General features: G+C 51.6%; 10 protein-coding genes, 1 tRNA gene and 1 other annotated feature (1 of these 12 running past the window's edge). Of the genes, 2 read left to right on the top strand and 9 right to left on the bottom strand.

Going from position 1 to position 14,892, the window contains the following annotated elements; translation table 11 throughout:
- Positions 1-100: a binding site (T-box leader), on the bottom strand (it extends 171 nt beyond the left edge of the window).
- A gap of 184 nt (positions 101-284) precedes the next feature.
- Both LKD71_RS01555 and LKD71_RS01550 read left to right on the top strand, forming a co-directional pair.
- The gene (locus LKD71_RS01555) at positions 285-1,676 is read left to right on the top strand and encodes an MATE family efflux transporter (protein WP_227614090.1); all 1,392 of its coding nucleotides are present in this window, start codon (positions 285-287) and stop codon (positions 1,674-1,676) included.
- A 230-nt stretch (positions 1,677-1,906) separates the two neighbouring features.
- On the top strand, positions 1,907-3,694 hold the full coding sequence (locus LKD71_RS01550) for an aminopeptidase P family protein (RefSeq protein ID WP_227614089.1): 1,788 nt from the start codon (positions 1,907-1,909) through the stop codon (positions 3,692-3,694).
- A gap of 51 nt (positions 3,695-3,745) precedes the next feature.
- Here the strand turns inward: LKD71_RS01550 and LKD71_RS01545 are convergent, their stop codons facing one another.
- From LKD71_RS01545 to LKD71_RS01505, 9 genes are all read right to left on the bottom strand, one after another.
- Positions 3,746-5,575 (bottom strand): ABC transporter ATP-binding protein, encoded by a 1,830-nt coding sequence (locus tag LKD71_RS01545; RefSeq protein WP_227614088.1) that lies wholly within the window; start codon positions 5,573-5,575, stop codon positions 3,746-3,748.
- Positions 5,568-7,736: an ABC transporter ATP-binding protein gene (locus LKD71_RS01540; RefSeq protein WP_227614087.1), complete on the bottom strand. Its 2,169-nt coding sequence runs from the start codon at positions 7,734-7,736 to the stop codon at positions 5,568-5,570. The genes LKD71_RS01545 and LKD71_RS01540 overlap by 8 nt, the downstream gene beginning before the upstream one ends.
- Entirely contained in the window at positions 7,712-8,212 is a 501-nt protein-coding gene (locus tag LKD71_RS01535; protein ID WP_178046163.1) for a MarR family winged helix-turn-helix transcriptional regulator, read from the bottom strand. The genes LKD71_RS01540 and LKD71_RS01535 overlap by 25 nt, the downstream gene beginning before the upstream one ends.
- A 201-nt stretch (positions 8,213-8,413) precedes the next feature.
- Positions 8,414-8,487 (bottom strand) — tRNA-Pro (locus tag LKD71_RS01530).
- Positions 8,488-8,664: 177 nt separating this feature from the next.
- On the bottom strand, positions 8,665-9,684 hold the full coding sequence (gene ilvC, locus LKD71_RS01525) for a ketol-acid reductoisomerase (RefSeq protein ID WP_227614086.1): 1,020 nt from the start codon (positions 9,682-9,684) through the stop codon (positions 8,665-8,667).
- A 93-nt stretch (positions 9,685-9,777) separates the two neighbouring features.
- A complete protein-coding gene (gene ilvN / locus LKD71_RS01520; RefSeq protein ID WP_227614085.1) occupies positions 9,778-10,275 on the bottom strand; it encodes an acetolactate synthase small subunit in 498 nt (165 codons plus the stop codon).
- A 70-nt stretch (positions 10,276-10,345) separates the two neighbouring features.
- Positions 10,346-10,783 carry a CBS domain-containing protein gene (locus LKD71_RS01515; RefSeq protein ID WP_227614084.1) on the bottom strand — a complete coding sequence of 146 codons (438 nt, stop codon included), beginning with the start codon at positions 10,781-10,783 and terminating at the stop codon, positions 10,346-10,348.
- Positions 10,784-10,910: 127 nt separating this feature from the next.
- Positions 10,911-13,721 carry an AAA family ATPase gene (locus LKD71_RS01510; RefSeq protein WP_227614083.1) on the bottom strand — a complete coding sequence of 937 codons (2,811 nt, stop codon included), beginning with the start codon at positions 13,719-13,721 and terminating at the stop codon, positions 10,911-10,913.
- Positions 13,718-14,881 (bottom strand): exonuclease SbcCD subunit D, encoded by a 1,164-nt coding sequence (locus LKD71_RS01505; protein WP_227614082.1) that lies wholly within the window; start codon positions 14,879-14,881, stop codon positions 13,718-13,720. The genes LKD71_RS01510 and LKD71_RS01505 overlap by 4 nt, the downstream gene beginning before the upstream one ends.
- Positions 14,882-14,892 lie beyond the last annotated feature (11 nt).

Here is a 14,892-nt window from a genome sequence, read left to right as displayed (position 1 = left end):
GCTCTGAGGCGAGTTCCGCTCTTCCCTTCCGCTGCCTTCCACCAGCCGGCAACTCTCTGTGATCCAGTGGGAACGTACTATTCCTCTTCATCGCATTTTCGTCTATCAACTTGAAACTACTTTACCATCTGAAAGGAAAAATGTCAAGGGGATAACCATTGAATTTCTCTTCTTTTTCTGATATAGTGGTGATGCCGTACAAAGCGCATATTGTATCTGCATGGTATCACCTTTGCATAATCAGCCAGCATTTTTACATTAAGAGAAAGAAGGACAGGCACAACATGAAAACAGGAAACGACCTGGGACGGGACAGCGTTCCTTCTCTGGTTCTGAAACTGGCCATTCCCACGATGGTAGCCCAGTTTGTAAACGTACTTTACAGCATCATCGACCGCATGTACATCGGGCACATTCCGGAATACGGAGATCTGGCCCTGGCGGGAGCCGGCATCTGCGGTCCCATCGTCACCCTCCTTTCCTCCTTCGGTACCCTGGTGGGGCTGGGAGGTTCCATCCAGATGTCCATCCGCATGGGAGAGAGAAATATGAAAAAAGCCCGGCAGATCCTTTCCAACTCGCTTCTTCTACTGACGCTTTTTTCCGCAGTCCTCACAGTGCTGTTTCTTATGATAAAAGGACAGCTGCTCCGCTGGTTCGGCGCCAGTGACCAGACCTTCGCCTACGCGAATACCTACCTTACGATCTATACCATCGGCACCTTTTTTGCCCTCATGGCCGTCGGGCTCAACTACTTCATCAACTGTCAGGGCTTCCCGGTCATCGGTATGACCACGGTGCTCATCGGAACGGTCTGCAACATTATCCTGGATCCGGTGTTCATCTTCGGCCTGAATATGGGAATCGCCGGAGCCGCCGTGGCCACGGTCATTTCCCAGTTTCTTTCCTGCAGCTTTGCCCTGGCCTTTCTGGCTTTTTCCAAAAAGGTTCCCATCGGCATCAGTTTCGGCCAGTACAGTGGAAAGGTCATGGAAAAAATCCTTGCTATCGGTTTTTCCCCGTTCCTGATTCTGGCCTCCGATAACGTGCTTCTCATCGCCACCAACACGGTGCTCCAGAAATACGGCGGCAGCCAGGGAGATTTCCTCATCACCACCGCCACAATCGTTCAGAGCTATATGCTCCTCATTACCTCACCGATGCTGGGAATCAGCGGCGGCACTCAGGCCCTCATCAGCTTCAACTACGGAGCAGCCAACACGAAGCGGGTCCGGGATGCGGAGAAATACAGCCTGCTCCTCTGTTTTGCCTTTACTACCGTTATGTTTATCGTGACCCGCTTTCTGCCGGTGCATTTTATCCGTCTTTTTACTTCCAACGCGGAGATCTCCCGGCTCTCTGTCTGGGCCATCGGCGTTTTCACTTTCGCCATCATCCCGTTAAGCCTTCAGTATGTGCTGGTGGACGGCCTCACCGCCATGGAGCGGACCAAGACAGCCCTCTCGCTCTCCCTTTTCCGGAAAAGCTTCTATGTAGTGCTGGTCTTTATCCTGCCCCTGATCCGAAAGGAAGCCACGACAGTCTTCTATGCCCAGCCCATCGCGGATCTCACTGCCTCCACCGTTTCCACCATCGTCTTTTTGCTGGTGTTCCGGAAACATATGGAGCGGAGAGAGGCAGTCTTCCGGGAAAGCAGCAAAGGAACAGCCATTTAACTTTCAGAATGTTCCAGGTTCTGCATTATAACGTCTCGAAAATAACTGGACCTTTCACGCAGGATACAGATTCGAGTGTGCTGTTAAAAAACGCAGGCGTAGCGGGCTACGCTGAGGCTTTTTCAACTGTGCAATCGGATTTGCAGACAAATCAATGATCTGGTTATTTCGAAAACGCTATACTGCCCAGGCCCCGACATCATATATTAAAGAAAAGAGGTTATTGTATCATGAAAGCAAAAGAAAAGATCGCGGCCCTTCAGGCCCTAATGAAAAAAGAAGGGATCGACGGCTATCTCATCCCCTCTTCCGATCCTCACATGAGCGAATATCTGCCTGACCACTACGCAGCCAGAAGCTGGTTCTCCGGCTTCAACGGTTCCGCCGGAACCCTGGCTGTCACTTCCGAAAAAGCTGCTCTCTGGGCCGACGGCCGCTATTTTATCCAGGCAGAGCATCAGCTGGAGGGAAGCGGCATCGAGCTTATGAAGATCGGCGAGCCCGGCGTTCCTACTGTGGAAAAATGGCTGGCTGATGAGCTTCCCGAGAAAGGAACCATGGGCATCGACGGCGTTATCACCAGCACCGCTTTTGCCGAAGAGCTGAAAAAAGCTTTTTCCGAAAAAGAAATTTCTTTGAAGAATGCAGACCTCATCGCTCCAATCTGGACCGAGGAACGTCCCGCCGCTCCCGCCACCAAGGCCTGGATCCTGGACGCTGCCTACGCCGGAAAAACTCCTTCCGAGAAGCTTGCCACTCTTCGTGAGAGCCTGAAGGAGGAAGGTGTCAACGCTTACCTTGCCACAAAGCTGGAAAGCTCCGCCTGGCTTTTGAATCTCCGGGCAGATGACATCCTTTTCACTCCCTTCGCCCTCTGCTTTACCCTGGTGCTTCCGGACAGCGCTACCGTCTTCATCAACAAAGACCGGGTTCCCGCTGACGTACAGGAATATCTGGAAAAAGAAGGCTTCGCTATCGCTCCCTACGAGGAGACAGCAGCCGCTCTCCGTTCCATCAAGACTCCCGTCACCTTCATCATCGAGAAAACTTCCCTCAGCTATGCCCTCTATCAGGCCATGGAGGAAAATACCAACATTATGGTAAAAGAAGGCAAAGAGCCCATCGTTTATCTCAAAGGCGTCAAGAGCGAGACTGAGATCAAAAATCTGAAGATCGCCCACAGAAAAGACGGCGTTGCCATGGTCCGTTTTGCCATCGACCTTGAGGGCCGCATGGCAAGAAAAGAGACCGTAACCGAGTGCGATGTGGATGCCATGATGCGCCACTACCGCCTGGAGCAGGAGGCTTCCCTCGGCGAGTCCTTCGGAACCATCGCCGCTTACGGCCCCAACGCAGCTATGATGCACTATCATCCCACTCCTGAAAACTGCGCTACCCTTAAGCCCGAAGGCTTCCTTCTCGTAGACTGTGGCGGCCACTATATGGAGGGTACTACAGACATCACCCGTACCTACGCTCTCGGCGAGCCCACCGAGGAGGAGAAGGATTACTTCACCCTCGTACTCCGCTCACATATCGATATGGCAAAGGTCGTATTTAAGGAAAAAATGCCAGGCATCGCTCTGGATCTCGCCGCCCGTGAGCCGTTCTGGGAGAGAGGTCTGGATTACCGTTGCGGAACCGGCCACGGCGTCGGCTTCGTCGGAACCGTTCATGAAGGTCCCCAGGCCCTCAACGGCAGATGCCAGGTTCCCTTCGTTCCCGGCATGACCGTCACCGACGAGCCCGGTATCTACGAGACCGACAAGATCGGTATCCGTATCGAGAACGAACTTCTCTGCAAAGAAGCCATGGAAACCGAGTACGGTAAATTCTACTGCTTCGAGCCCATCACCTACTGCCCCATCGACCGGAAAGCCATCGATCCGAAGAAACTTTCCCCGGCAGAGCTCTCCTGGCTGAACCAGTACCACTCTACCGTCTATGAGACCCTTTCTCCCTATCTTACCAACAGCGAGAACGAGTGGCTGAAGAAGGCCTGCGCTCCGATTGCCTAAAATAAAAAGACTTTCCTTCCGGTTTTATTTCCGGTTGGAAAGTCTCTTTTTTTATGCCGTTTTCGCGAACTGACTGTTATAAAGGTCTGCGTAGAAGCCTTTCTTCGCCATCAGTTCTTCGTGATTGCCCTGCTCGATGATGTTTCCATCCTTCAGAACCAGGATCAGATCGGAATCGCGGATCGTAGAAAGACGATGGGCGATGACGAAGCTCGTTCTGCCTTTCATCAGGTTATCCATGGCCTTCTGGATCTGAATTTCCGTTCTCGTATCGACGGAGCTCGTGGCCTCATCCAGAATCAGGATCGGATTGTCCGCCAGAATGGCCCGGGCAATCGTCAGAAGCTGTTTCTGGCCCTGAGAAATATTGCTGGTCTCCTCATTGAGGACCATCTGATAGCCGCCGGGAAGCGTCCGGATAAAGCTGTCCGCATGGGCTGCCTTCGCCGCCGCGATGACTTCCTCATCAGTGGCATCCAGTTTTCCGTAACGGATGTTCTCCATGATCGTGCCGTTGAAAAGCCAGGTATCCTGCAATACCATACCGAAAAGCTCTCTTAAATCTCCCCGGTTGAAGTTCCGGACATCGTGGCCGTCCACTTTGATGGAACCGTTGTTGACATCGTAGAAACGCATCAGCAGTTTAACCAGCGTGGTTTTTCCGGCTCCGGTGGGACCTACGATGGCCACCTTCTGGCCCTGATGAACCTCGGCAGAGAAATCATGAATGATGATCTGCTCCGGATCATAACCGAAGCTGATATGCTCAAAGCTTACCTCACCCTCCGGATTCTGCAGTCTCACCGGATTTTCCACGGTCTGTTCCTCTTCTTTTTCCTCCAGGAACTCAAAGACACGCTCGGAAGCCGCCGCCGTGGACTGGAGCATATTTGTCACCTGGGCGATCTGCTGAACCGGTTGGGTAAAGCTCTTGATATACTGGATAAAGGACTGAATCTGACCGACTTCAATGGCACCGCTGATGACCTGCCAGCCGCCCACCAGAGCCACCATCACATAACCGATATTGCCCACGAACTGCATGACGGGCATCATCATACCGGAGAAAAACTGGGATTTCCAGGCGGACTGGTAAAGCTTTTCGTTGGTCTCCCGGAAGGTCTTTGTCACGGTCTCCTCCTTATTGAAGACTCTGACGATGTTATGGCCGCCGTAGATCTCCTCCACCTGACCGTTGACATTTCCGAGAAATTCCTGCTGCTGCTGGAAATATTTCTGGGAATGTTTCATAACCACGCTGAGAATAGCCATGGATACCGGCAGGATCAGCACCGCCAGAACCGTCATCAGAACGCTGATCCGAAGCATCATGATGAAAACGCCGATCAGTGTGGTGACAGACGTAATGAGCTGCGTCACACTCTGGTTCAGGCTCTGCTGGAGGGTATCAATATCGTTTGTCACCCGGGAAAGCACCTCTCCTGTGGTACGGCTCTCAAAATATTTTAGGGGCATCCGGTGAATCTTCTCGGAAATATCTTTTCTGAGATTATAGCTCACATCGTTGGAGATTCCCGTCATGATAAAGCCCTGAATGAAGTTCAGGCAAGCGCTCAGAAGATACAGCCCCGCCAGAAAGAGAAGGATCTCTCCCACTTTTCCAAAATCAATGCTTCCTGTTCCATTTACCCTCGCCACCAGGCCGTTGAAAATCTCTGTGGTGGCGTCGCCGAGGATCGTTGGTCCCCAGATGGAAAACACCGTGCTGGCCACCGCGAAGACCATCATCAGAAGAAAACGGAATTTGTAACGTTTCATATAATTCAGCAGTTTTTTCATGCTGGCGTAAAAATCCTTGGCTTTTTCGCCGGACATTCTTCCTCTGCCCATCCGGCCCATGCCGCCTCTTTGATTACTCATGATCCAATTCCTCCTTTGAAAGCTGAGATGCCGCGATCTGATGGTAAACTTCGCAGGATTTTAACAGTTCTTTGTGGGTGCCGATACCGGCGATCCGTCCCTCATCCAGAACGATGATCTGCTCTGCATGGAGAATCGTGCTGATACGCTGGGCCACAATGATCGTGGTCGCGTCCGCAGTCTCCTCTTTTAAGGCCTTTCGAAGGGCCGCATCAGTCTTATAGTCCAGAGCAGAGAAGCTGTCATCAAAAATGTAAATCTCCGGCTTTCCGGCGATGGCGCGGGCAATGGAGAGACGCTGCTTCTGGCCACCTGAAACGTTGGTACCGCCCTGGGCGATCGGAGAATCGTACTGCTCCTCTTTTTCCTCGATGAAATCGCTGGCCTGGGCGATATCAGCTGCCTTATGAATATCGGCATCGCTCATAGCGTCGTTGCTGTAGGCAATATTGGAGGCGATGGTTCCTGAGAAAAGGACTCCTTTCTGGGGTACATAGCCCAGTTTGCTGTGAAGCGTATGCTGACTCATCTTCCGCACATCCACGCCGTCCACAAGGATCTCGCCCTCGGTCACATCATAAAAACGCGGAATCAGGTTCACCACAGTGGATTTACCGCAGCCCGTACTTCCGATGATGGCTGTGGTCTCGCCGGGACGCGCCGTGAAATCGATGTCATGAAGCACCGGATCTTCCGCTCCCGGATAGGTAAAGGATACATGATGGAACTCCACCACGCCTTTTTTCTCCGGGATCTCCTTCTCTTCTTTTTCCGGATCCCGAAGAACCACCTCGGTCTCCAGAATCTCATTGATTCGGCCAGCAGAAACAGAGGCACGGGGCAGCATAATGGACATCATCGTGATCATCAGGAAGGACATAATGATCATCATCGTATACTGGATATAAGCCATCATATCGCCCACCTGCATGGTTCCCGCATCGATGCCCTTGCAGCCGGTCCAGACGATGAGCACGGTAATCTCATTCATAACCAGCATCATGATCGGCATCATGAAAGTCATACAACGGTTTACAAAGAGGTTCGTGCTGATAAAGTCTTTATTGGCCTTGTCAAAACGCTGCTCCTCGTGTTTTTCCCGGCTGAAGGCCCGGATGACCGGGATTCCCTGAAGGATTTCTCTCGTCACCAGGTTCAGGCGGTCGATGAGGTCCTGCAGTTTTTTAAACCGCGGAAGGGTGATGGCAAAAAGCACAGCCACCACGCCCAGCACCAGAACAACGGCCAGAAGAATGACCCAGGCCATGCTCCTGCTGGTCTCCAGCGCATGGATCACACCGCCGATTCCCAGGATCGGCGCATAGAGAACCATCCGGAAAAACAGCATCAGCACCATCTGCACCTGCTGAATATCGTTGGTGCTTCTGGTGATCAGGGAAGCCGTGGAGAAATGCTCGAATTCCTTATTGGAAAAAGAAACCACCTTTGTAAAGACACCCTCGCGGAGCGTTCTGGCGGTTCCCGCTGCCAGACGGCAGGAAAGGAAGGCTACAGCGACGGAGATCACCATGATCAGAAGGGCAAAGCCCAGCATCTTTAAGCCTGCCATCAGAAGATAATGCTTCTGGAAGGCGTCGAGATCGATGCCCTGCTCCTCATATTCCGCTTTCACAAAAGCAATGGAACCCTGGGTGATCAGCGTGTCCGGCATGGCATCCATTTTCTCGTACATACTCTCCTTGGTGGCAGCGAGCTGTTCCTCCGGAAGATTTTTCAGAATCTCAAAGGGATCGCTTCCTTCCGGAAACTGCATGGCCCCGTCGCCTCCAAGACCAAGCTCGGAGGAACCGGAAGTCAAAGCGTAGACCGCCAGCATGGGCTTCCCGAGAACCTGATTCAGCTCTTCTCTCGTCTTCTTACTGATTTTATTCAGAGACCAGATCCCGTTTTCTTCTGTATAATTGGCTTTCACCAGCTCCTGGTCTTCCTGATCCATAAACAAAAACAGCCGTTCCATCGAATCACTGCTGATCGTATCCGCCACCGCGTCCTCAATACCGCTCTGCTGGATTCCCACATTGACGATATTCGAAGTATAGGTCGGAAGGGACAGATCACAGTTAGCCTGAATCACCAGGAGAACGATGATCAGCAAAATGACTCCTGTGTATTTCTTTATATATTTTGCAAGCTTAAACATGTTGTCCTCTCACTTTCCTGTTCTGCCGTTTCACTGCCGGAAGTCTCATCCAGCATTCGCAGAACATTTTCTTTTACCTTTTCCAAAACTCCCTGGTAGACCGCAAGCTCCTCCTCGGACACCCCTTCAAAAAAGCCTTTCACCGCTTTCTGAAAGAGTTCCACGGTTTTCTTGCTGGTCTCCCGGCCCAGCTCTGTGATGTAGACCCGCTGAACCCGCTGATCCTGCTCATCACTTTTCCTGTTCACAAGACCGGCCTGCTCCATCCGCTGGAGCATGACAGTAAGGCTCGCCGGTTTGACACAAAGTCCTTTGGCGATTTCCGCCTGCTTCCTGCCGTCATGAAAATAAACATACATCAAAAGGCGTGGATCACCCCTATATAACTTCTTTTCGTTGAGCTGATTTCTGAGATAACGAAACTGGTACTTCTGATTTTCCATCTCCAGGTGTTTCAGCTCCACCCTGTCGCTCATCTATTCTTCCTCCTCTCCTGGTTTTGTTCTGACGGTTTTTGTCGTTTATTAGATATCTAATGTTTTGATGTCTAATGTTCTATAGAATAGCACAGGTGATGGGAGAATTCAATAAAGAAAGTATAAAATATCAACAAAACCTGTTTTTGAACGCACGAAAAAAGCCCCTACCACTAATCATCAGTGATAAGAGCTTCATAGTCGGAGTAACAGGATTTGAACCTGCGACCTCTCGGCCCCCAGCCGAGCGCGCTACCAAGCTACGCCATACTCCGTTAAGTTATGTCCTCTTGACATTCCTTATTATAGCTCACCTTCTCAGAAAATGCAAGTACTTTTTTCAAATTTTTTTAAAAGTTTCTTCAACTAAAAAAATTATAGAGTAGAAAAAACCGGACCGCCGTAAAATGGCGATCCGGTATGATCTTCTATGTAGGAAACACGACTGTGGATTAGTTGTCCAGCAGTTTCTCCTCGCCGTTCCAGCTGTACAGCTTACGGATCTCCTCGCCGACTTTCTCAGAGGGATGCTCGGAAGCTTTCTTTCTCATAGCCTTGAAGTGAACCTGACGGCCAGCCGGGCTCATATCCAGCAGGAAGTCTTTTGCGAAGGTACCATCCTGGATATCGGACAGGATTTTCTTCATGGTCTTCTTAGTCTCCTCGGTGACGATCTTCGGTCCGGTGATGTAATCGCCGTACTCAGCGGTGTTGGAGATGGAGTATCTCATTCCGGCGAAACCAGACTGGTAAATCAGATCTACGATCAGTTTCATCTCGTGGATACACTCGAAGTATGCGTTTCTCGGATCGTAACCAGCCTCGCACAGAGTCTCGAAACCAGCCTGCATCAGAGCTACAACGCCGCCGCAGAGAACTGCCTGCTCACCAAAGAGGTCGGTCTCAGTCTCTGTACGGAAGGTAGTCTCCAGAAGACCTGCTCTTGCGCCGCCGATAGCAAGGCCGTAAGCCAGTGCCAGATCTTTTGCTTTTCCGGTGTAATCCTGCTCAACAGCGATCAGGCAGGGAGTTCCTTTGCCAGCCTGGTATTCACTTCTTACAGTGTGGCCCGGAGCCTTCGGTGCGATCATGGTAACGTCAACGTATTTCGGCGGTACGATGCAACCAAAATGAATGTTGAAGCCATGAGCGAACATCAGCATGTTGCCCTCTTCCAGGTTCGGCTCGATATCTTTCTTATACATATCAGCCTGTTTCTCATCGTTGATCAGGATCATGATGATATCAGCTTTTTTTGCTGCCTCTGCAGCGGTATATACTTTAAATCCCTGTGCCTCAGCTTTTGCCCAGGATTTACTTCCCTCGTAAAGACCTACGATCACGTTGCAGCCGGAATCCTTCAGGTTCTCAGCATGTGCATGTCCCTGGCTGCCATAACCGATAATGGCGATGGTCTTTCCTTCCAGTAAAGAGAGATTACAATCTTCCTGATAGTAGATTTTAGATGCCATGGTTCTATTCCTCCATATTGTATAAAGATTTATTATATGTTGTATCTATCTGCATTCCGATCCTGCCGGGATAACAAATGGAGCAACCGATCATTACAGGTACCGGATGTCATCGGCACCTCTGGAAAGACCTGTGATACCGGTTCTTGCCAGCTCCAGGATCTCATTGCCTTCCAGCATTTTCAGGAAAGCCTCCAGCTTGTTTTGGTTTCCTGTCAGCTCAATGATCAGGGAATCCAGGGCCACATCCACGATATTCGCGCGGAAAATATTGGCGATGGCTATAATGTCTTGACGGTTCGTAGCATCTGCCCGTACCTTGACGAGTACCAGCTCACGCTCCACGCAGTCCCCTTCCTCCAGAGTCTTGATATCTGCCACATCCACAAGCTTCGCCAGCTGCTTTGTGATCTGATCCAGGATCTGCCGGTCTCCCTTGACCACTACAGTCATACGGGAATATCTGGGATCCGCCGTCTCTCCGACAGTCAGACTGTCAATATTATAGCCTCTCCTGCTGAAAAGACCAGCGATCCGGCTCAGTACGCCGGAGGTATTGTCCACGAGCAGGGATAACACACGTTTTTTCATGGATTTTTCACCTCGTAATGATTTATCAGTATTCTAGCAACTATTCTTTCCTTTGTCAAGTTGCAATTCGTTAAAGTGATACCTCGTCCCCGCCGTGTTTTTCGGCTTCTTTACAGCGGTCATAGCAGTAGGCGATGATATCTTTTCTCCGGATGATGCCGATGAAGATCTTATTGTCATCGATGACCGGAACAAAATTCTGGTTCATGGAGGTCAAAATCAGATCCTCAATTTCGCAGTCCACATTCACCGGCTCATTGTGCCAGCGTCTCTTGATGCTCTTCAAGGGAATCTTCTCCGTTTCCTTCAGGTCGATGATATTGTGATCTTTGATATACCAGAGGAAATCCCCCTCCGTCATGGTCCCCACATAACAGCCGTTCCGGTCGATGATGGGAATCGCGCTGTAGCGGTAATGCTCCATCTTTTCCAGGGCCTGGCGGAGAGAATAGTCTTCATAAAGGTAAGCCACTTCGCTTTTCGGTGTTATAAAAAACAATACATTCATAGTTATGCCTCATTCTTTTATGTAATTACACGGATTGTTCCGTGCTTTGCACTCTCACAATCCGTAATCAGTATTATACAAAAGCCGCCGAAACACGTCAATAAATTTGGGCATTTTAATCAAAATTTCACAGAATATTTAAAGAAATATGGCTTCCTTCCCGGTCTTTTCGGATGACAAGTTTCCGGTCCAGCTGCTTTTTCAGCTCCTCCACATGGGAGATGATGCCCACCTGCCGCTCCTCTCCTGCCAGCTCCTGGAGCACCCGGATGGCCTGTTCCCGGGATTCCTCATCCAGAGAACCAAAGCCCTCGTCGATGAACATCGCGTCCAGCCTTACCTTTCCGGCAGTCCGCTGGACGATATCCGCCATGCCAAGAGCCATGGCCAGAGCCGCCATGAAAGACTCGCCACCGGAGAGGGTCCGCACATCCCGGACGGAATCCGTCACACAGCTGTAGATGTCCAGATCCAGCCCCACCTCGCCCTGGAGTTTCAGATCGCTGATATCCCGGCATTTGAGGTAAAATTTCCGGTCCGTCATGACCTCCAGCCGCCGGTTGGCCTCATGGATGATGGCCTGGAAATACCGTCTCTGGACATAGGTCTGGAAATCCAGCCCTGCGGCCTGGCGGCGTTTTCCGTTGGCGGTCCTGTCAAGCCGCCCCACCATACCGTAGGTTTCCGTCAGTTCCTCCCGTTTTTTCAGAAGAACTGCGATCTCTTTTGCGGCGGCCTCATTTTTCCGGTAAAGATGGTCCAGCTCCCGCTCTTCCTCCTCCAGAGATTCTTTCCGTTCTTTCAACTCTGAAAGAGTCTCCGGCAGGATTCCCTTCTTCTCCTCCGCTTCCAGAGCCTCTCTCAACCGGTTCTGCTCTTCCTTTTCGCTCTCCAGAGCTCCAAAGTGCCGGTTTCGTTCCTCCAGAAGCTGATCCAGAGCAGCTTTCGAGCGGTTTGCCTCCGTTTTCAGCGTCCGCTTTTCCTGATCAAGAGCCTGATAAACGGCCTCGGCTTTTCGTTTTTCCGGATAAGGAAGGCGGCTCCTCTTGAGTTCCAGCTCCTTTCGGGCAAGCTCACAGGAAACCCGGGCCTTCTCAAGCTCCGCCCTGGTTTTCTCCAGCTTTTCTTCCAGAACGGCAGTTTCACTCTCCAGAACCTTCAGTCGCTCTTTTCCTGCCTCCCAGCGCTTCTTTTTCTTAAGAAGATCCTCCCGCCATTTCTTAAGAGCCTTACTCTCATCGTCAAGAACCTGTTCTTTTTCCCGGCGTTTTTCCTGGTCTTCCTTTTTCCAGGAGAGAGCCTCCGTGAACCAGCGGGCGCTCTCCTCCTGAAGATGGGCATTTTCCACCTGGAAACGCTGTTTCTCCGCCACGAAACCTTCCTTCAGACGGTTCAGCTCCTGCTGGAGACTCTCCGCCCGCTCCTTCGCCGCATCGACCTTTTCCTGGGTCACATCCTGATGAACTGCTTTCGCCGGGGACGGATGCTCACGGGAACCGCAGACCGGACAGGGTTCTCCCTCTTTCAGCTGACCTGCGATCAGGCCTACCTGCTCCGCCAGGAAACAGGTGTAGAGCTTGTTATACTCCTCCGCCTGCTTTTTGTAGAGGGCCAGCCCCTGCTCTGCGGCCGCTTTTTTCTTCCGCAAAGAAGTTTCCAGGCCCAGAAGCAGCTCCTGCTGCTCCTGAAGGCCCGTGCAGGCCTCCCGCGCAAGGCTCAGCTCCCGCAGGCGTTTTTCCAGATCGGGGATCTCTTTTTCCGTCCCTTCCAGGGACTCCTGCACTTTTTTGAGTTCTTCCGTCTCTTCTTTTCCGGCTTTTCGCTTTTCCTGCCAGAAATCACTGGCACTTTCCAGCTTTTTCCGGTCCGCCTCCGCCTTTTTAAGCCTTCCTTCGAGATTTTCCAGCTCCTGATAGTCCGGAAGGAGACTCTGAATCCGAAGAAGCTCCGCTTCCACCTGGGCGCCTCTGGTTTCCAGCGCCTTCGCCGCCTCCTCCGCTGCTTTTCGGAGCTCCTGTTCCTGCAGCTTTTTTTCCAGAATCCAGCTTTCATGGGCCGCCATCCGTTCCCCGCAGTTTATCTTCCGGCTCTGAAGCTCCTGATAAAGTTCTTTTTTCCCAATTTCATCCTGCACCGTCTTTTTTTGCTCTTTGAGAAGGGCCAGTTTTTCCGAAAAATCCTGCTGCACCGCTTCGATGGTCACCTGGGCGTTCTCCCCCCAGCGCTCCTCGTTTTCCGTCAATTTCTGAAGTTCCTCCGCTTCAGTGCTTTCCGGCAGAGCAGAAAGGGCGGCAAATTCCCGGAGACAGTCCTTCCGATTCTCCGAAAGCTCCTCCTCCAGGTTTCCCGCCGCTTCCCGGAGTTTCGCCTGAATCCTGCCATAGATCCGGGTATTGAAAATTTTCCCGAAAATCTCTTTTCGTTCCTTGGACGGGGCCAGGAGAAGCCTCAGAAAATCGCCCTGGGCAATCATGGCGATCTGAAGGAACTGGCTGGCATCCAGGCCTACGATCTCGGCGATCTTTTTATTCGTCTCCGGAATCTTTCCTTTAAAAATACTGCCGTCGGGAAGGGTCAGCTCCACGCCCGCGCCCTCCCGGGTCAGGGCATAGATGCCGTCCTTGTTTTTTCGCCGGCTTTTCCGCTGGTAGGCCGGATTTCTCCGTACCGTGTAGCGGTCTTTTCCGGCCAGAAACGTAAATTCCACATAGGTCGACGTCTCATCGGAGGCATACTGGCTCCGCATCATCTCGCCGTCCCTCTTTCCGCCGCTGGTCTCGTCAAAAAGACAGAACGTAATGGCGTCAAAAAGCGTGGTCTTTCCCGCTCCGGTGTCCCCGGTGATGAGAAAAATGCCGCTTCCGATGGCTTCAAAATCCACGACCTCCGTCCCGCCGTAGGAACCGAAGGCAGATAAGGTCAGTTTCAACGGCTTCATATCTCTTCCCTCGCTTTCTCCAGAATCCGACTCATGAATGCCTCCTCCTTCTCATCCAGAGGAACGCCCTGAACTTCCTCATAGAAGGTCCGAAATACCGACAGCGGATCCTCCACTTTCAGGTCTTTCTCCGTCTCCTCCATAAAGTTTCTGGTCCTGCGGTTCTCAATCCGGTATTCCAGCAGGTATTCGTATGCCTTCTGGAGCCGTTCGCCCGGCCGGTAAAGCTCCTCTTCGTCCGTGAGAGTCACACTGACAAAATCGCAGGCGCCCTCCTCTTCCGCTTTTTTCAGCACTTCTTCCAGCGTGCCCTTCACCCGGCGCACATCTCGTAGCGGATGAAGGGGCAGTGTTTCGATGAGGGGTTCGCTTCCTTTTTCTCCCAAAGTCACCATTGTGATGGATTTCTCCTGATACTCCTCACTGAGGGAATACTTGAGCGGCGTCCCGCAGTAACGGATGTGGGGTACTTTCACCTTCTGCGGGCCGTGGATATGGCCCAGAGCCACATAGTCAAAATTTTCTACGAGGGAAACGTCCACGCTGTCCAGGCCTCCTACATTCAGGGAAACCTGCTCGGAATCTGAGGTCTCGGGACTTGTGCTGCCGTTTTTATAAAACTGGTGGGAAAGGAGCACATTCCTACCGGAAAAATCAATCGCTTCCCGTTCCAGGATCCGCCGAATCGCCGTCTCATAGTCGCTGATCTCTTCCCCCGGAAACAGCGAGCGTACATAGGCCGGTTTTAAAAAGGGAAGAAGGTAGAAATGAACCGGACCAAATTCGTCGGTGAGAGTCACTTTTTTCAGATATTCTCCTTCTTTTTCCGGAGCGGAAACCGCGATATGAATCTGATGCTTTTCAAGGAAACCGCTGGCATAGTTCAGCCTCTCCGCCGAGTCGTGGTTTCCCGCGATGAGAAGCACCGGAATCCGGGGCGTGATGTCGGAAAGCTCCGTGAGGAACTCATCCAGCACCGTATAGGCCTCCCCGGAGGGAATCGAGCGGTCAAAAACATCCCCCGCAATCAGAATCGCATCCGGATGATACTCTTTTGCCCGTTCCGTGATCTCATGCAGAACCGCCCGTTGATCGGGAAGCAGACTGTAGGAATAGAGCTGTTTACCGATATGAAGATCAGAAATATGAAAAAAACGCATGCTTTTCCTCC

It is taken from the genome of Fusicatenibacter faecihominis (assembly GCF_020686945.1).
Classification (GTDB): domain Bacteria; phylum Bacillota; class Clostridia; order Lachnospirales; family Lachnospiraceae; genus Limivivens; species Limivivens faecihominis.
Note: the sequence above shows the minus strand (reverse complement) of the source record. Positions and strands in the feature narration are given on the sequence as shown.